This window comes from Mycobacterium sp. NGS49 (assembly GCF_059812565.1).
This window is the reverse complement of record NZ_JCALCX010000003.1, coordinates 258,755-275,755: the sequence shown is the minus strand read 5'-3', so window position 1 is coordinate 275,755 and position 17,001 is coordinate 258,755. Positions and strand designations below refer to the sequence as shown.

The window sequence follows — 17,001 nt, the reverse complement described above, 5'->3', positions numbered from 1 at the left end:
GGGGCCGGCGGGATGAGACAATGCTGCGGTTAGGCAATGACGATGCAGGAAGCCGGTGCGAAGCCGGCGCGGTCCCGCCACTGTAATCGGGGAGCGACCCTCATACGCCACGGCGATCAGCTGGAAGGCGAGGCAAGCAGCGATCCGAGAGCCAGGATACTCGCGTCATCGCGTCCTGCGACCCGGGGCGGTGTACCCCGAGAGAGCGATCGTCGTCGATGCGTCTTCGGCTTGTCATTTTCACTGGAATCCCCACGCCGCCAACGGCTTTCATTCCTGACGGCGGTGCGCGATGACCGCCCCGGTGTGGCTGGCCACGCCCCCCGAGGTGCATTCCGCCCTGCTCAGTAGCGGCCCCGGGGCCGGTCCGTTACTTGCCGGGGCGGCGACCTGGAGGTCGCTGAGCACCGTCTACGCGGAAACCGCCCGGGACCTGGCGGCGGTATTGGCGGCCGTCCAGGCCGGGAGCTGGAACGGCACGACAGCACAGGCATATGTGGCCGCCCACCTGCCCTATCTGGCGTGGCTGAACCAGGCTGCGGCCGACAGCTACGCCCTGACTACCCGGCAGGAAGCCGCGGCCGCAGCCTGGGCCAGCGCGCTGGCCGCCATGCCCACGCTGGCCGAGCTGGCCGCCAACCACGCCACCCATGCGGTGCTGTTGGCGACCAACTTCTTTGGTGTCAACACGGTTCCGATCGCGCTGAACGAGGCCGACTATGCGCGGATGTGGATTCAGGCCGCCACCGTGATGACCACCTATCAGGACGTCGCGGCCGTGGCGGTCAACACCGCGCCGCAGACCACCGCGGCGCCGGAGATCGTCACCACCGGCGCGCTGGCCGCCGCCGACGACTTACCCCCGGACCGGCAGAACGACTTCTTCAACTGGCTGCAGGACATCGGCTATACCGACTTCTACGACAACTACATTCAGCCCTTGATCGACGCGCTCTCGAACATGCCGTTCTTCCAGGCGCTGTTCTCCGGATTCGATCCCTATCTCGTCATCCTCGGCAACCCGCTGACCTACCTGAGCCCCTTCAACGTCGCGTTCGCCCTCGGCTACCCGATGGACATCGGCACCTACGTGGTGCTGCTGTCGCAGATGTTCTCGTTCGTCGCACTGGACCTCACCGCGGCGTTCGCCTCGGGCAATCCGGTGACCATCGGCTTCACCATCCTGTTCGTCACGGTGGAGATCATCGGCACGGTCATCACCGACACCATCGCGCTCCTGAAGACACTGTTGGAACAGACCCTCGTACTGCTCGCGGTGGTGGTGCCGTTGCTGACCGCCCCATTGGTGCCGTTGGCCGCCGGCGCCGTACTCGCACCGATCGGCATCAAGGGCCTGGCGGCGCTCGCTGTCGTCCCGCCCGCACCACCGGTCGCACCGCCGGTCACTCCGCCATTGGCCGCGCTCGCCCCGTCTCTGCCTAGCTCAACCTCGTCCCCGGCGCCCACCCCCGCGGCGGCGACCGTGCCGGGCCCGACGCCCGGGGTTGCTCCACCCCACACCGTCCCGCCACCGAGCACCGGCACCGGCGTGGGTCTGGGCCTGGGCGCCGGCATGGAGAACTTCGGCTACCTGGTGGGTGACCTGGGCTCGGTCGCCAGACATTCGACCGGTGCCGGCGCCCGGAGGAAGGCGTCCGAACCCGACAGCACCGAGGCGCCCACGGCTGTGCCGGCAACCAGGGAACCGGTGGGCACACCGCGGCGTCGCCGGGCGAAGGTCACCCAGCCGGGCCGGGGGTACGAATACCTGGACCCGGAGCCCGAGATGGCGGCGGCGGGTGCGATAACCGCGGGTTTCGCCGGGTCTGCGCCGTTGGGCGCCCACCAGGCGGCAGGCATCACGACGCTGAGCGGGCACACCTTCGCCGGCGCGCCCCGCAGTCCGATGTTGCCGGGCACCTGGAAGGCAGAGCGAAAATCTGACGATCGCCCGCGCAGCGAGGATCCGCCGGCAAGGCCGGGTTAGACCGCACCCCACCGGGTGCGCCGAGAGGGATTTTCGGCCGGCCCGTACTCGCAGGAGTGACCTGGAACACACGCCCATACCGATGTGCCATGATGTCCACGCTGGTCAAGGCTCATCCAGGAAGCACTCAGGGAGCAGTGGTGGATCTCAATTTTTCGATGGTCACGCGACCGGTCGAGCGGCTGGTGGCCACGGCTCAGAACGGTTTGGAAGTACTACGGCTGGGGGGCCTGGAAACCGGCAGCATCCCCTCGCCGTCCCAGGTCGTCGAGAGCGTGCCGATGTACAAGCTGCGACGGTACTTTCCGCCCGACAGCCGGCCCGGCCAGCCGCCGGTGGGTCCCCCGGTACTGATGGTGCACCCGATGATGATGTCGGCCGACATGTGGGACGTCACCCGTGAAGACGGGGCCGTGGGCATTCTGCACGCCAGCGGTCTGGATCCCTGGGTCATCGACTTCGGTTCCCCCGACAAGATCGAGGGCGGCATGCGCCGCACGCTGGCCGACCACATCGTCGCGCTCGACCAGGCCATCGACACGGTCAAAGACACCGCGGGCCAGGACGTGCACCTGGTCGGGTACTCCCAAGGTGGCATGTGGTGCTACCAGGTCGCGGCCTACCGCCGGTCGAGGAACCTGGCCAGCATCGTGGCGTTCGGTTCGCCGGTCGACACCCTGGCAGCGTTGCCGATGGGCATCCCGGCGAACATGGGCGCCGGCGTCGCCGACTTCATGGCCGACCACGTGTTCAACCGGCTTAATATCCCAAGCTGGATGGCGCGCACCGGTTTTCAGATGATGGACCCGATCAAGACGGCCCAGGCCCGCATCGACTTCGTGCGCCAGCTGCACGACCGCGAGGCGTTGCTGCCTCGCGAACAACAGCGCAGGTTCCTCGAGCGCGAGGGCTGGATCGCCTGGTCCGGGCCGGCCATCTCCGAACTGCTCAAGCAGTTCATCGCCCACAACCGGATGATGACCGGTGGCTTCGCCATCAACGGTCAGATGGTGACACTGACCGACATCACCTGTCCGATCCTGGCCTTCGTCGGCGAAGTCGACGACATCGGTCAGCCGGCCTCGGTGCGCGGCATCCGGCGGGCGGCACCGAACACCGAAGTGTACGAATGCTTGATTCGCACAGGACATTTCGGCCTGGTGGTGGGATCGCGCGCTGCCCTGCAGAGCTGGCCCACCGTCGCCGAGTGGGTGCGTTGGATCTCCAGCAACGGTGACAAGCCGCCCAGCATCAGCCTGATGGTCGAGCAGCCGGAGGAACACAACGACAGCGGGGTGGCCTTCAGCTCCCGCATCGCGCACGGCATCGGTGAGGTCTCCGAGGCGGCGCTGGCGCTGGCGCGTGGCGCGGCGGACGCCGTCGTCGCGGCCAACCGCTCCATGCGCACCCTCGCCGTCGAAACGGTGCGCACCCTTCCGCGGCTGGCCCGTCTCGGACAGCTCAACGACCACACCCGAATCTCGTTGGGCCGCATCATCGAAGAGCAGGCTCACGATGCGCCCCAAGGCGAATTCCTGCTGTTCGACGGCCGGGTGCACACCTACGAGGCGGTCAACCGGCGCATCAACAACGTGGTGCGCGGCCTTATCGAGGTCGGGGTGCGCCAGGGCGACCGGGTGGGCATCCTGATGGAGATCCGGCCAAGTGCGCTGGTCGCGATCGCCGCCCTGTCCCGGCTGGGTGGTGTCGCCGTGTTGATGCGCCACGATGTCGACCTGGCCGCGCAGGTGCGGCTCGGGGCGGTCAGCGAAATTCTGACCGACCCCGCCAACCTGGACGCCGCCCGCCAACTTCCGGGCCAGATCCTGGTGCTGGGCGGCGGCGAATCACGGGATCTGCACCTGCCCGACGACGCTGAAGTGATCGATATGGAGCAGATCGACCCCGATGCGGTGCAGCTGCCCGCCTGGTACCGCGCCAACCCGGGGTTCGCCCGGGATCTGGCGTTCATCGCCTTCAACGCGGCCGGCGGCGAACTGGTCGCCAAGCAGATCACCAACTACCGGTGGGCGTTGTCAGCCTTCGGCACCGCCTCGACGGCCGCGTTGGACCGCAAGGACACGGTGTACTGCCTGACTCCGCTGCACCACGAGTCCGCGTTGCTGGTCAGCCTGGGGGGGGCGGTCGTGGGGGGCACTCGCATCGCCTTGTCCCGTGGCTTGCGTCCGGACCGGTTCGTCGCCGAAATCCGCCAATACGGGGTCACGGTGGTGTCCTACACCTGGGCGATGTTGCGCGACGTGGTCGACGACCCGGAGTTCGGGCTGCACGGAAACCACCCGGTCCGGCTGTTCATCGGTTCGGGTATGCCGACGGGTTTGTGGGGACGTGTCTGCGACGCGTTCGCGCCCGCCCACGTCGTCGAATTCTTCGCCACGACCGACGGGCAGGCGGTACTGGCCAATGTGTCGGGCGCCAAGGTCGGCAGCAAGGGCCGGCCGCTGCCCGGCGTCGGGCGGGTCGAGCTCGGTGCTTATGACCCCGAGAACGACCTGATCCTCGAGAACGACGACGGCTTCGTACAAGTCGCCGGCACCAACCAGATCGGCGTCCTGCTCGCCCAGTCGCGCGGCCCGATCGACCCGACCGCTTCGGTCAAGCGCGGGGTATTCGCTCCCGCCGACACCTGGATCTCCACCGAGTTCCTGTTCCGCCGCGACGAAGACGGGGACTTCTGGCTGGCCGGCAGGCGCGGCGCGGTGATCCGCACGGCGCGGGGCATGGTCTATGCGGAGCCGGTCGTCGATGCGCTCGGCCTGATCGACGCGGTCGATCTGGCGGTGACCTACGGCGTCTCGGTCGGTGATCGGCAACTGGCGGTGTCGGCGGTGACGCTGCGGCCCGGTGCGACGATCACCGCGGCCGACCTCGCCGAGGCCGTGGCGGGCATGCCGGTCGGGCTCGGGCCCGACATCGTGCACGTGGTGCCCAAGATGACGCTGAGCGCGACGTTCCGGCCTACCGTCAGTGCGTTGCGGGCGGCCGGAATCCCGAAGTCCGGGCGTCAGGCCTGGTATTTCGACGCCGCGACCCACGAGTTTCGTAAGCTGACGCCGGCCACGCGCGCCGAGCTCAGCGGAAAGCAAGTGAACCGCGATGCTTGACGACACGCTGCTCGACATTCTGGTCTGCCCTGCCGATCGCGGCCCGCTGCGGCTGGTGAACGACGGCCGGGAGCTGTACAACCCCAGGCTGCGCCGCGCGTATCGCATTGACGACGGCATCCCCGTGCTGTTGATCGACGAAGCGCGCGACGTCGACGACGAGGAACACGCCCGCCTCATGGGTTAAGGCCGTCGGGCAACTTCCCGGTCAGGTAGCGCTGCAGGTTAGGCGCGATGGTCTGCACGATCTGCTCGGTGGGCAGCGACGCGAACGGCTCCACCTTGATGATGTAGCGCGCCATCACCACACCCATCAGTTGGGATGCGACGAACTGGGTGCGCAGCTTGCCTGTCCCCGGGGGATCGTCGACGCGGGACCCCACTGCGCCGCCCACGATCTCCTGCAGAAACGAGCGTGCCAGGCCAACGTCGTCACCCGAGATCAGCGAGCGCAGCGTGGCGATCAGCCCGGCGCCCAGCTCGGAGTCCCACAGTGGGAGCAACAGCGAGGGCAGCATCAGCCCCAGCTCTTCTACCGGGGCTTCCAGCAGCGGTCCGATCACCTGCATGGGGTCGATGGGAATGTGGATCGCGGCAGCGAAAAGCTGCTCTTTGGTGCCGAAATAGTGGTGCACCAGGGCGGCGTCCACACCGGCGCCCTTGGCCACCGCCCGGATCGATGTCCGGTCTATACCGTTGACCGCGAACAACTCTCGCGCGCTCGCCAGGATGCGTTCCCGGGTGTCAGAGTTTCCCGCAGGCCGTCCCGGACGCCGGCCCGCCACGGTTAGGGCGTCCTCCGTCGCAGTGTCGCGGCGGCTAAGCACATGGACGCGAGAGCGAAGAACAACACGACCACCATGTCACGCACCGTAGTCGCCGTCAGTCCGGTATGTGCACCGACCTGCTGCAGTGCCTCCAGCGCGTAGCTGGCCGGCATGGCGTTGCTGATCCAGTGCAGCCAGTCGGGCATTGCGCCGCGCGGCACGATCACGCCGGCCAGCAGCAACTGCGGAACGACCACCACCGGCATGAACTGCACGGCTTGAAACTCGGTGCGGGCGAAGGCGCTGCACAGCAGGCCCAGGCCGACGCCGAGCACCGCGTTGATGATGGCGATCACGAACACCCAGAACGGACTGCCCGCGGTGCTGAGACCGAGCAGCCAGAACGACACCAGGCAGGCCAGAATCGCTTGCGCGGCAGCGGCAATGGAGAAGGCGGTGCCGTAGGCGGCCAGCAGGTCGAGTCGGCGCAGCGGGGTGGTCAAGATTCGCTCCAGCGTTCCCGACGCACGCTCGCGCTGCATGGTGATCGAGGTGATCAGAAACATCAGTAGCAGCGGGAACAGGCCCAGCATGACGAGGCAGGCGGCATTGAACGGCGTCGGCGTGCCGGGCCGATGCGGAACGTTCTCGAACATGAAGTACATCAGCGCGATCACCAGGCTGGGCACCAGCAGGATCATCGCCACGCTGCGGTGGTCGGCGGCGAGCTGACGCAGGATGCGCGCAGTGGTGGCCGTGTACCCCCTGATGCCTATCCGGCCTGGCGCTCGGTGCTGCGCCGGATGATGGACAGAAACGCTTCCTCCAGTGACGTGCATGACGTGTCCTCTCGTAGCTGGGTCGGGGTGGTGTGAGCGACCAGACGGCCTTCGCGCATCAGTAACAGGTCACCGCAGTGGTCGGCCTCGTCCATCACGTGGCTGGACACCAGCAGCGTGGTGCCGCTCCGGGCCAGCTCGCTGAACTGAGACCAAAGATCAACGCGGAGAACGGGATCCAGCCCGACGGTGGGTTCGTCGAGGACGAGCAACTCGGGCCCGCAGACCAGAGCGCAGGCCAGGGACACGCGGGTGCGCTGACCGCCGGACAGGTTGCTGCAGTATGCCGTGCGGTGATCGGTCAGGCCGACCCGATCGATGGCGGAATCGGCGGCCTGGGCGTCGTAGCCGTACAACGTGGCGAAATACCGGACGTTGTCGATGACCCGCAGGTCGCCGTAGATGGTCGGATCCTGCGGCACGTAACCGACCCTCCTGCGCAGCGCGGCCGATCCCGCGGGCTGGCCGAGCACGGTGACGGTACCTGCCGACACGATCTGGGTTCCGACGATGCTGCGCATCAGCGTGGTCTTGCCACAGCCGGACGGGCCGAGCAGGCCGGTGATGGTGCCACGCCCGATCTGCACGGAAAAGTCATGCAGGGCAGTGCGTTTGCCGCGGTTGACCCGCAGATGCTTGATGTCGACGGCCGGCAAATCTAATTCATCATACGATGAAGTCATCATAGGATGAATATCCGCCCTGTGCCGATGCATGTCAAGAGGCAGGCACAATCGGTTCGGTGAGCGCTACCGAACTGCTCGTCGAGCCTGTTGCGGCCGCCCGCCGACTGCTTGGTGCGACGCTGCGTGCGAGGGGCGTCACGGCGGTGATCGTCGAGGTCGAGGCCTACGGTGGAGTCCCCGACGGGCCCTGGCCGGACGCCGCCGCGCACTCCTACCGGGGCATCAGAGAACGCAACGCGGTGATGTTCGGCCCGGCCGGCCGCCTCTACACCTATCGCAGCCACGGCATTCACGTCTGCGCCAACGTCGCATGTGGACCCGACGGCATTGCCGCCGCCGTGCTGTTACGGGCGTGTGCGATCCAGGACGGTGTCGACGTGGCCCGGGCCCGCCGCGGTCCGGCCGTCCGTGGCAGCGCACTGGCCCGGGGTCCGGGAAATCTCTGCTCGGCACTGGGAATCACCATGCAGGACAATGGGATTGATCTTTTCGATCCAGATGCTCCGGTGACGCTGCGACTCAGCGCGCCGCTGACGGCCACCGCCGGCCCGCGGGTAGGCGTCAGCCAGGCCGCAGACCGGCCGTGGCGGTTGTGGCTGGCGGGCCGGCCAGAGGTGTCCGCTTACCGGCGAAGTCCGCGGGCACCGGCCCCGGGCACCAGCGACTAGGTCTGCTGCCGGGACTGCCCTCGATATGCCGGATCCAGCCGGCGCACGACGAACAGGAATATGAGCGCGACCAACGGCGCCAGAACGCCGTATACCGCGGCGGGGGTCGCCATTTCGGCATCGTTGAGCAACTGCGGACTCAGCGCGATACCGATCGCCACCACGGCGTTGTGCAGGCCGATCTCCAGGCTCACGGCGACGGCCTGCGGTGGCTCCAGCCGCATCCGGCGCGAGGCGAGGTAACCGACTGTCAGGCTGAGGGCGCAAAAGCATACGACGGCCGCGCTCAGTACCCCGAAGTTCCTTACCAGCGTCGTACGGCCTCCGGCGATACCTGCCGCCAGCGCGACAACTAGGAGCACCGCAGCGGCGATCCGGACCGGTTTGTGCAATCGCCGGGCCAACCCGGGATAGCGGTGACGGATGGCGACTCCAATTGCAGTGGGTATCAGCACAACGGCGAACACCCCGAGGAACTTGTCCAACTCCAGCGGGATAAAGCGTCCTTCGCCCAGGAACCAGGTCATCGACAACGCCAGGATCGCGGGTATTGCGAAGATCGACAGCACGGCATTGATCGCCGTCAGGGTGAGATTGAGGGCTAGGTCCCCGTCGGCCAGATGGCTCAGGACATTGGCCATCAGTCCGCCCGGGGTTGCCGCCATCAGCATCAGTCCGACCGCCAGCTTCGGCCCGAGATCGAGCGCCTCGGCGATCAGCAGGCACAGCATCGGGAGCAGGACTGATTGGCACAGCAGCGCCACCAGCAGCGGCCGGCGCAGCGTGGCGGCCCGGGCGAAGTCGGCCACCGTGAGGGTGAGGCCCAGGGCGAGCATGACCGCCACCACGACCAACGGGAAATAGCGGTTGTCCATAGCCCTCCGCAAACTACCCCATGGCCGCGCGCGAAGAACCCTCTGGAATCAGCCTGAACCGATGAGGCATCCGGCGCGCAGCAGCGGACGACCAGCCTGGAAGGATCGCTGCCATGACTAACGAGTCGGCTGGAATTCTCCACGAGTTGGGCTGGCGCGAACTCATCGCGCAGTCCACCGACCTCGACGCGTTGGCGGCCGAGGCACAGCGTGGACCGATGACCGTCTACGCCGGATTCGACCCCACTGCTGCGAGCCTGCACGCCGGGCATCTGGTCCCGCTGCTGGCGCTGCGTCGCTTTCAGCGTGCCGGACATCGCCCGATTGTGCTCGCGGGCGGCGCCACCGGCATGATCGGCGATCCGCGCGAGGTGGGCGAGCGCGGTCTGCAGGAGGCGGACACGGTTGCCGAATGGGCCGAGCGCATTCGGGGGCAGCTCGAGCGGTTCGTCGACTTCGACGATTCACCGACGGGCGCGATCGTCGAGAACAACCTCGAATGGACCGGTGCGCTGTCGGCCATCGAGTTCCTGCGCGATATCGGCAAGCACTTCTCGGTCAACGTGATGCTCGACCGCGACACCGTACGCCGCCGCCTGGAGGGCGAGGGCATCTCCTACACCGAGTTCAGCTACATGCTGTTGCAGGCCAACGATTACGTGGAACTGCGACGCCGGCACGGCTGCTCACTGCAGATCGGGGGGTCCGACCAGTGGGGCAACATCATCGCGGGGGTACGCCTGGTGCGCCAGAAGCTCGGTGCAGCTGTGCATGCGCTCACCGTGCCGCTGGTGACTTCGGCTGACGGCAAGAAGTTCGGCAAGTCCACCGGTGGCGGCAGCCTGTGGCTGGACCCGCAGATGACCAGCCCGTACGCCTGGTACCAGTACTTCGTCAACACCGCGGACGCGGACGTGATCCGCTACCTGCGCTGGTTCACCTTCCTGTCGGCCGAGGAACTCGCCGAGCTCGAGCAGGCGACAGAGGAGCGGCCGCACCAGCGCGCCGCACAACGGCGGCTCGCCGCCGAGCTCACCACTCTGGTGCATGGCGAGGCCGCCACCGAAGCCGTGCAGCACGCCAGCCGGGCGTTGTTCGGGCAGGGGGAGTTGGACCGCCTGGACGAGGCCACATTGTCTTCAGCGTTGCGCGAGACGTCGGTGGCAGAGCTGAAACCTGGAGAACCGGACGGGATCGTGGACCTGCTGGTGGCCACCGGCCTTTCGGAAAGCCGGAAAGCCGCGCGGCGCACGGTCGGCGAAGGTGGCGTGTCGGTCAACAACCTTCGCGTCAGCAGCGCCGAATGGTCGCCGCAGCCAACGGATTTCCTGCATGGCCGGTGGCTGGTGTTGCGCCGGGGTAAGCGGAATGTCGCCGGGGTGGAAAGGGTCTAGGCCGGTTCAGCCGCCACCCAGCACGCCGACCTCGATCGCGGGCAGCATGTCGTCGGCGGCCGCTACCGCGAACAGGCTGGCCGCGTTGTAGAAGGCGTCGTTGGTCATCAGGCCGCGTTGCGCGAGCTCGATGTGGTTCACCTCGGTGGCCCATCGCATGCTGAACAGCCGCTTGAGTTGCGTGGGATCGGGTCGCCGCAGGTTCAGATTCGGTTTCTGACGGGCTAATTCGTCACGCCGGGCCAACGCCTGCGCGACGATGGCGCGCCAGTCAGGCAACCGAGGATCCTGGCGCAGCAACTCGAGGAAATGCTGGATGGCCGGCAGCGACCGGTCGAAGAACAGGGTGCGGGTGGTCAGTCGCGCCGACACCGGGATCGGGTCGTTGCCGAAAGTCTGGCTCTCTTCGTCGGTAAGCCAGTGCGCCCGAACCTGTTCGGGAAAGCCTGACGCATCGATGATTCCGGAGGCTATCGCGTATCGGTGGGCGATGGTTTCCAGCGCGCGTTCGTAGTCGTCGATGCCCACCTCCGCGACAGCCCGGGCGGCGCGGTCGCGAACGCTGCCGCCACCGGGATGGGAGCGGGTCCAGTACCAGGCGGCAACCTGCTCCAGGGCCGGGCGGTAGGCCCAGCGGTCGGTGGCGCACACACTCAGCAGCGATAGCACGTCGAGGTCCAGGATGTCGACGACTTCGGCGCCGTCGGGCGTCACGGCGACGGGTGTCGGCGGTGCCCAACGCTGCCGCCAGCGCTCCGACCACACCGTCGGCGGAGGTCCGGGGCGCACCGCGACATTCCGCGGGCCGCGGATCACCTCCCGCAGCGCAAGTACCGCGTCGGTGTGCTTGATGTCGATCCGCATCGCTCTCAATTGTCTTGCCAACGCGGTACTTTGCGGTACGCCGACCGACTCCAGCAGGCGATTCCAGGTGCGCTGGGTGAAGGGGGTGCCGCGGGCCGCGTCGATGAGTTGGTCGGCCGTTGCTTTCGGTAGTACGCCGGATTCGACCGCCTGCGCCACCGTGTGGCGGATGTTCACCAGCGCGTCCACAAACACCGGGTAGCCGTCTTCTGGGTCGCCGTGCACCATGCCCACTTCGTCGTCGGCCTCGATGGTTCCGTCGCGGTATCCCTCGAAGACCCAGCCGTAGCCCTCCATGCCGAACGGGTGCAATTCGGCCGCGCGCAACGCCCCCATGCTCGATGAACCGACCACCCGCACTCCGTCGTTCATCAAGGTCAGCAGTTCCTTGTGCCGCACCGAGGCGCTTTGAAAGAACAACCCGTCGACGATCAGCAGGGTGTCGCCGGGCCGCAGCCCGTACCGCAGCGCATCGCCGAAGGAGATCGGTGGCACCACTTCGGCATGAGGAATCACTTCGTGGATGTCCGCGGCGCCGATGGTGGGCCCCGCGGTGACGACCACCCGGCCCCCGGCGCTCACGAGTGCTCCTGCAGTGGGGTGCGCAACGGTGATTGCACCGTCGCGGACATGCCGGGCGCGATGACCTTGACGACCGGGACACAGGCGTCGGCGAAGTCACATACGACCGCAAGCGGTTCGGCGCCGGCCACCGTGGCTACGGCGGTCGCCGCCGAGGCCAGCAGTTCGCCCAGTGAGTCGGTGCTGGTGACGTCCCAGGGCGTGGGATCGGCTTCGGGCATGGTCTGCATGGATTTGCGGGCCGGCGCGAAGGTGTGCATTCGGGCGAATCGGTGGTAGATCGCCGAGGGTAGGTCTTCCCGGGCCCCGCTGATTGCGGTCAGGCGCGATTGTGCCGCCTCGGTGATCGCCCGTGACAGTGCGACATTGGGGTCGTGGTGTAGCCCGCTGCCGCTGAACGGAATTTCGATCGCAGGTGAGGTGATTTCGGCGGCGAAGCAGTAGAAGCCATCCCAGGTGTCCATGCGGGCGACTTGCAGTTCGCTTCCCGCGCGGTGGATCCTCCCGACCAGCTCTGCGCATTCCGAGCGGAGGACGTCTTCAATGGGCACCTCGAACAACGTGCACCCCGGCTGTGCGGTGGCCATCGCGCTGCGCTCCATGATCTCGTACAGGCCGTGCAGGGTGGCCTCGTGATAGCTGTTACCCGAAGCCAATCCCGTTGTGTCCATGCCGAAGATCGGTGGACCCCAGGAGTCGCTGACGGAGATGTTCACGACGGTGGCCAGCCATGGGATCCAGGTTTGGCGGCCGGTCAGCAATGTTGTCGCGACCATCCAGTCGAGCCGCGCGCCGGGGTGATAAAAGCTTCCGGCGGGACGGTTGAGATCGGCCGGGTCGTAAGTCAGCGTATCGGTGAGTTCGGTTGTGGGCGTTGCCAACAGATCGGGGGCGATGTTCTCGACATGCCAGTTCTCCAGGGACTCCATGGCGGCGGAGACCTGAGCGGCCCGGTAGGTGGTGGCCTTGCCCTGGCTTACCGACAGCGTCAGTGACGCGGGGCGCACGGCCTGCACGGTCGGGATGCCCAGATCGTCGAGCCAGGTGAGATCGGCGACGCGGGTGATGCCGGCCGTCGCCAGCAGCGGCTGGATGGCCGACCACGTCTGGTCCGGCGAGATGACGCGGTGGGTGCCTGCATGGTGACCGATCCGCAACGGATCGGCGTGGCCCAATACCCGTGCGGGCCAATGTGACCAATCGGGACCACTGATTTGCGCAGTGCCGAGGCCCGGCAGTTCCGACATGCGAGTCACGCTACTGAGTAAAGACATCAGCGGAGGGCCTTCGGCGGGGTTCGGATAAGAAAAGTCCAGCGGGATCTCATCGCGAGGGGAGGGGGAGGGGGAGCGGTGAGACCCCGCTGGAAGTCAGATCACTCGGCGTCGCCGGCGTGGAACGCCGGAGCGGAGTAGGTGTTCTCGGTCTCGCAGAACAGGATCTCGTAAGCCATAAAATGTTCCTCATTTCTGTTGGCGGTTACCGTGCGAGATCAATTCTTGGTGGTGCCGAGCCACCGGGGTATCCCACCGCTGGCTGATGGGCGGCGTAATTCGGTGTCCGCCGCGGGCACGAGGTCGGTGTCCACCGGTCGGGGGACAGCAAACGCGCTAGCTCGGGTAGACGCGGCGAGCGGGCACCGAAACGCGTTAGTGGGCAAATCTTTACCTCACCGTGTTGCGAATGTGACACTTGTTAAGCACTGTTGTCACGATGACCGCAGCCGCGATCGCCCGCAAATTCCTGGCTATGGCAGTGGGCGTGGTCGGGGTGTCGGCCACGGTAGCGGCGCCCATCCACGCCGACATGATGGGTAACGCATTCCTGAATGCGCTCAACAACGCCGGTGTTCCCTACAGTCAGCCCGCTACGACGGTGGCCCTGGGGCGCTCGGTGTGCCCCAAGGCGTTGGCACCGGGAGGGTCATTCGAGTCGATCGTCTCCGAGATGGCCGAGATCAGTGGCTTGTCGCGGGAGCGGGCGGCCGCGTTCACCATCGTGGCCATCGCGACGTATTGTCCGGCGCTGATCGCGCCGATGTTGCCGCACCGACTGCAGGCATAGTCCGTCATTCAAGCTCGCACACACCTGCAAATGACATGGCTCATCCTGTTCAGCGCGCCGTGGTCGAGTCCGGGCGGTCATAAAACGTGCTGCTAGCGGCGCTGACGGCGGCACGGGCGGCCGGACCGCAAATTGTGAGCGCACCGGCAGTGCCCGTAATCTCTAGCGGGTGGTCGATGACAGGCGCGGTCGGAGCAGCGAGTGGCGACCGCGATCTGGCTCCAACGGCGCGCCGCGACGCTCCGGCCCGGGTCGGGCGCGATCGGCCCGACCGCAAGCGGACGCCGCCTTGGCCGGGCCGCCGATTCCTGCGGACATCGACGCCCGGCAACTCGCGCCCGATGTGCGACGCGAGCTGAGCACCCTGGATCGGGCCACGGCGGACGCGGTGGCACGTCACCTGGTGGCCGCGGGCGGTCTGCTCGACGAAGATCCCGAAGCCGCTCTCAGCCATGCGCGCGCGGCCCGGGCCCGGGCCAGCCGAATCGCCGCGGTGCGCGAGGCGGTCGCAATCGCCGCCTACCATTGCGGCGACTGGGGTCAGGCGCTGGCCGAATTCCGCGCCGCGCGCCGGATGGGCAGCAAGTCCCCGCTGCTGGCGCTGATCGCCGATTGCGAGCGCGGCCTCGGCCGCCCGCAGCGCGCCATCGAACTGACGCGCGGACCCGAGGCGGCTGAGCTCAGCGGTGACGACGCCGACGAGTTGCGCATCGTCGCTGCCGGCGCCCGCGCGGATCTGGGACAGCTCGAACAGGCCCTGACGGTGTTGTCGACCCCCCAGCTGGACCCGGCACGCACCGGTTCGACGGCTGCGCGGTTGTTCTATGCCTACGCCGAAACACTGCTTGCCCTCGGGCGCGGCGACGAGGCGCTGCAGTGGTTCCTGCGCTCGGCGGCCGCCGACATCGAGGGCGTCACCGATGCCGAAGACCGGGTCAACGAACTTGGCTGAGACGAATAGCATTGCACGGCAATATGATTGCTTGTTGCTCGATTTGGACGGCACGGTCTTTCGCGGACATCGGCCCACCGACGGCGCCGTGGCCGCGCTCGACGCGGTTGACAGCCGCAAGCTGTTCGTCACCAACAACGCCTCGCGCAGCGCTCAGGCGGTGGCCGCACATCTGCGTGAACTTGGATTCACCGCCGATGTCGACGACGTCGTCACCAGTGCGCAAAGCGCGGCGCACCTGCTCGCCGCCCAACTGCCGGCGGGTTCGAAGGTGCTGATCGTTGGCACCGACGCGCTGGCCGACGAGATCACGGCCGCAGGACTCGCGCCGGTCCACCGCTTTGACGACGAGCCCGTCGCCGTCGCCCAAGGTCTTTCCATGAGCATTGGATGGCCGGAGCTGGCCGAGGCTGCACTGGCCATCCGGGCCGGCGCGCTCTGGGTGGCGGCCAACGTCGACCTCACGCTGCCTACCGAACGAGGTCTGTTGCCCGGCAACGGATCACTGGTGGCGGCGTTGCGTGCGGCCACCGGTGCGCAGCCTCAGGTGGCCGGCAAACCGGGGCCGCAATTGATGAAGGATGCGGTGGGTCGGGGCGAATTCGCTGCGCCGCTGGTGGTCGGTGACCGGCTGGACACCGACATCGAAGGCGCCAACGCCGCAGAACTGCCCAGCCTGATGGTGCTCACCGGGGTGAATTCCGCGCGTGACGCCGTGTACGCCGAACCCGCCCAGCGGCCGACCTACATCGGCCATGACCTGAGGTCGCTGCACCAGGACGGCGAACTACTGAAGGTGGCGCCGCAGCCGGGCTGGCGGGTCGACGTCGACGACGAGGTGGCGACGGTGACGGCCACCGACCACCAGCACAACGACGACCTGGCGATCGTCCGCGCCGTCGCCCACGCTGTCTGGGACGCTGCGGTCCCGGTGCGATTCGAAGCCGGTGACGAGCGGTCCCGTGCTGCCCTGGACCGCTGGTCCCTGATGCGCGGCGAGTAGCCGGTGACTACCGTAGGAGCGCAATGACTATCGATCCTGAACAGATTCGTGCCGAGATTGAATCCCTGCTGGCCCAGCTACCGGACGCCGATAACCCGGGCGCCGGGCCGTCCCTGGACGAGCTGGAAGAAATCGCCCGCCGTCTTTCCGAGGCGCACGACGTGCTGCTGCGGGCGCTGGAGTCGGCGGAGAAGGGCTGAGTGCCCGCATGCCACGGCGTGCCCGCGTCGACGCCGAACTGGTTCGGCGGGGTCTTGCGCGGTCCAGGCAACAGGCCGCGGAATTGATCGGCGCCGGCAAGGTGCGTATCGACGGACTCCCGGCGCTCAAGCCGGCCACTGCGGTCGCGGTGACTTCGGCGCTCACCGTGACCGACGACGGCGAGCGCTCCTGGGTGTCGCGTGGGGCGCACAAGCTCATCGGCGCACTGGATGCCTTCGAGATCGCGGTCGCGGGACGGCGCTGTCTGGATGCGGGGGCCTCGACTGGCGGGTTCACCGAGGTGCTGCTCGACCGCCGTGCCGCTGAAGTAGTTGCCGTGGACGTGGGGTACGGGCAGCTGGCATGGTCGCTGCGCAGCGACCCGCGGGTGGTGGTCGTGGAACGCACCAACGTGCGAGAACTGGCACCTGAGGCGATCGGCGGGCCCGTCGACCTGGTGGTGGCCGACCTGTCATTCATCTCGTTGGCCACGGTGTTGTCCGCTCTGGTTGATTGTGCCTCGCCCGACGCCGATATCGTTCCCATGGTGAAGCCGCAGTTCGAGGTGGGGAAGGGTCAGGTCGGACACGGCGGGGTGGTGCATGACCCGCAGCTGCGCGTCGACGCGGTGCTCGCCGTGTCGCGGCGCGCCGCGGAGCTGGGCTGGCGCACTGTCGATGTGACGGCCAGCCCGCTGCCGGGACCATCGGGCAACGTCGAATACTTTCTGTGGCTGCGTGCCCAGACCGATCGCGCGCTGGAGGGGGACGAGTTGCTGGCGGCAACGCGGCGCGCCGTGAGCGACGGCCCGACGACGATGCGGGGCGGGACGCCCCGGGGAGAAGTCGGGCAATGTGGACCCGGCCCGACGACGATGCGGGGCGGGACGCCCCGGGGAGAAGTCGGGCAATGTGGACCCGGCCCGACGACGATGCGGGGCGGGACGCCTCGGGGAGAAGTCGGGCAATGTGGACCCGGCCCGACGACGATGCGG

15 protein-coding genes, 1 pseudogene and 1 riboswitch are annotated in these 17,001 nt (G+C 67.6%); of the genes and pseudogenes, 10 read left to right on the top strand and 6 right to left on the bottom strand.

Annotated features, from left to right (window positions below):
- Positions 1 to 3: 3 nt before the first annotated feature.
- A riboswitch (cobalamin riboswitch) is annotated at positions 4 to 182 on the top strand.
- Positions 183 to 292: 110 nt separating this feature from the next.
- The 3 genes from AC5Y7D_RS04750 to AC5Y7D_RS04740 all read left to right on the top strand — a co-directional run bounded on the left by AC5Y7D_RS04750 (position 293) and on the right by AC5Y7D_RS04740 (position 5,299).
- Positions 293 to 1,987: a PPE family protein gene (locus AC5Y7D_RS04750; RefSeq protein WP_499922147.1), complete on the top strand. Its 1,695-nt coding sequence runs from the start codon at positions 293 to 295 to the stop codon at positions 1,985 to 1,987.
- Between the two features lie 137 nt (positions 1,988 to 2,124).
- Positions 2,125 to 5,112, top strand: coding sequence for an acyl-CoA synthetase (locus AC5Y7D_RS04745; RefSeq protein ID WP_499922184.1), 2,988 nt, complete (start codon positions 2,125 to 2,127; stop codon positions 5,110 to 5,112).
- Positions 5,105 to 5,299, top strand: a complete 195-nt coding sequence (locus tag AC5Y7D_RS04740) for a Trm112 family protein (protein ID WP_499922146.1) — start codon at positions 5,105 to 5,107, stop codon at positions 5,297 to 5,299. The genes AC5Y7D_RS04745 and AC5Y7D_RS04740 overlap by 8 nt, the downstream gene beginning before the upstream one ends.
- Here the strand turns inward: AC5Y7D_RS04740 and AC5Y7D_RS04735 are convergent.
- Genes AC5Y7D_RS04735 through AC5Y7D_RS04725 form a run of 3 tightly spaced genes read right to left on the bottom strand, consistent with a single transcriptional unit; the run spans position 5,289 to position 7,404 of the window.
- Positions 5,289 to 5,897: a TetR/AcrR family transcriptional regulator gene (locus tag AC5Y7D_RS04735; RefSeq protein WP_499922145.1), complete on the bottom strand. Its 609-nt coding sequence runs from the start codon at positions 5,895 to 5,897 to the stop codon at positions 5,289 to 5,291. The genes AC5Y7D_RS04740 and AC5Y7D_RS04735 overlap by 11 nt on opposite strands.
- 2 nt (positions 5,898 to 5,899) lie before the next feature.
- Complete coding sequence (locus AC5Y7D_RS04730) at positions 5,900 to 6,718, bottom strand: ABC transporter permease (RefSeq protein WP_499922144.1); 819 nt, start codon at positions 6,716 to 6,718, stop codon at positions 5,900 to 5,902.
- The gene (locus AC5Y7D_RS04725) at positions 6,652 to 7,404 is read right to left on the bottom strand and encodes an ABC transporter ATP-binding protein (RefSeq protein ID WP_499922143.1); all 753 of its coding nucleotides are present in this window, start codon (positions 7,402 to 7,404) and stop codon (positions 6,652 to 6,654) included. The genes AC5Y7D_RS04730 and AC5Y7D_RS04725 overlap by 67 nt, the downstream gene beginning before the upstream one ends.
- A 56-nt stretch (positions 7,405 to 7,460) precedes the next feature.
- Between AC5Y7D_RS04725 and AC5Y7D_RS04720 the strand changes: the two genes are divergently transcribed.
- Positions 7,461 to 8,072, top strand: coding sequence for a DNA-3-methyladenine glycosylase (locus AC5Y7D_RS04720; protein WP_499922142.1), 612 nt, complete (start codon positions 7,461 to 7,463; stop codon positions 8,070 to 8,072).
- Here the strand turns inward: AC5Y7D_RS04720 and AC5Y7D_RS04715 are convergent.
- Positions 8,069 to 8,947 carry a bile acid:sodium symporter family protein gene (locus AC5Y7D_RS04715; RefSeq protein WP_499922141.1) on the bottom strand — a complete coding sequence of 293 codons (879 nt, stop codon included), beginning with the start codon at positions 8,945 to 8,947 and terminating at the stop codon, positions 8,069 to 8,071. The genes AC5Y7D_RS04720 and AC5Y7D_RS04715 overlap by 4 nt on opposite strands.
- Positions 8,948 to 9,060: 113 nt before the next feature.
- Here AC5Y7D_RS04715 and tyrS point away from each other — a divergent pair, with 113 nt between their 5' ends.
- Positions 9,061 to 10,341 (top strand): tyrosine--tRNA ligase, encoded by a 1,281-nt coding sequence (gene tyrS / locus AC5Y7D_RS04710; RefSeq protein WP_499922140.1) that lies wholly within the window; start codon positions 9,061 to 9,063, stop codon positions 10,339 to 10,341.
- A 6-nt stretch (positions 10,342 to 10,347) separates the two neighbouring features.
- Here tyrS and AC5Y7D_RS04705 read toward each other — a convergent pair whose 3' ends face one another.
- On the bottom strand, positions 10,348 to 11,787 hold the full coding sequence (locus AC5Y7D_RS04705) for a TfuA-like protein (protein ID WP_499922139.1): 1,440 nt from the start codon (positions 11,785 to 11,787) through the stop codon (positions 10,348 to 10,350).
- Entirely contained in the window at positions 11,784 to 13,034 is a 1,251-nt protein-coding gene (locus AC5Y7D_RS04700) for a YcaO-like family protein (protein ID WP_499922138.1), read from the bottom strand. The genes AC5Y7D_RS04705 and AC5Y7D_RS04700 overlap by 4 nt, the downstream gene beginning before the upstream one ends.
- Before the next feature lie 466 nt (positions 13,035 to 13,500).
- Between AC5Y7D_RS04700 and AC5Y7D_RS04695 the strand changes: the two genes are divergently transcribed.
- From AC5Y7D_RS04695 to AC5Y7D_RS04675, 5 genes and pseudogenes are all read left to right on the top strand, one after another.
- Positions 13,501 to 13,851, top strand: coding sequence for a DUF732 domain-containing protein (locus AC5Y7D_RS04695; protein ID WP_499922136.1), 351 nt, complete (start codon positions 13,501 to 13,503; stop codon positions 13,849 to 13,851).
- Positions 13,852 to 14,020: 169 nt separating this feature from the next.
- A complete protein-coding gene (locus AC5Y7D_RS04690; RefSeq protein WP_499922134.1) occupies positions 14,021 to 14,803 on the top strand; it encodes a tetratricopeptide repeat protein in 783 nt (260 codons plus the stop codon).
- Positions 14,772 to 15,806 carry an HAD-IIA family hydrolase gene (locus AC5Y7D_RS04685; protein WP_499922131.1) on the top strand — a complete coding sequence of 345 codons (1,035 nt, stop codon included), beginning with the start codon at positions 14,772 to 14,774 and terminating at the stop codon, positions 15,804 to 15,806. The genes AC5Y7D_RS04690 and AC5Y7D_RS04685 overlap by 32 nt, the downstream gene beginning before the upstream one ends.
- A gap of 23 nt (positions 15,807 to 15,829) precedes the next feature.
- Positions 15,830 to 16,006: a hypothetical protein gene (locus AC5Y7D_RS04680; RefSeq protein WP_499922128.1), complete on the top strand. Its 177-nt coding sequence runs from the start codon at positions 15,830 to 15,832 to the stop codon at positions 16,004 to 16,006.
- An 8-nt stretch (positions 16,007 to 16,014) separates the two neighbouring features.
- A pseudogene (locus AC5Y7D_RS04675) lies at positions 16,015 to 16,818 on the top strand (TlyA family RNA methyltransferase); the annotation flags it as partial.
- Positions 16,819 to 17,001: the final 183 nt, after the last annotated feature.

Excerpts from the sequence above, each read along its gene's own strand:
- AC5Y7D_RS04750 (WP_499922147.1), top strand. The coding sequence starts at position 293 with ATGACCGCCCCGGTGTGGCTGGCCACGCCCCCCGAGGTGCATTCCGCC.
- AC5Y7D_RS04740 (WP_499922146.1), top strand. The coding sequence starts at position 5,105 with ATGCTTGACGACACGCTGCTCGACATTCTGGTCTGCCCTGCCGATCGC.
- AC5Y7D_RS04730 (WP_499922144.1), bottom strand. The coding sequence starts at position 6,718 with ATGCACGTCACTGGAGGAAGCGTTTCTGTCCATCATCCGGCGCAGCAC.
- AC5Y7D_RS04725 (WP_499922143.1), bottom strand. The coding sequence starts at position 7,404 with ATGATGACTTCATCGTATGATGAATTAGATTTGCCGGCCGTCGACATC.
- AC5Y7D_RS04715 (WP_499922141.1), bottom strand. The coding sequence starts at position 8,947 with ATGGACAACCGCTATTTCCCGTTGGTCGTGGTGGCGGTCATGCTCGCC.
- tyrS (WP_499922140.1), top strand. The coding sequence starts at position 9,061 with ATGACTAACGAGTCGGCTGGAATTCTCCACGAGTTGGGCTGGCGCGAA.
- AC5Y7D_RS04700 (WP_499922138.1), bottom strand. The coding sequence starts at position 13,034 with ATGTCGGAACTGCCGGGCCTCGGCACTGCGCAAATCAGTGGTCCCGAT.
- AC5Y7D_RS04695 (WP_499922136.1), top strand. The coding sequence starts at position 13,501 with ATGACCGCAGCCGCGATCGCCCGCAAATTCCTGGCTATGGCAGTGGGC.
- AC5Y7D_RS04685 (WP_499922131.1), top strand. The coding sequence starts at position 14,772 with ATGCCGAAGACCGGGTCAACGAACTTGGCTGAGACGAATAGCATTGCA.
- AC5Y7D_RS04680 (WP_499922128.1), top strand. The coding sequence starts at position 15,830 with ATGACTATCGATCCTGAACAGATTCGTGCCGAGATTGAATCCCTGCTG.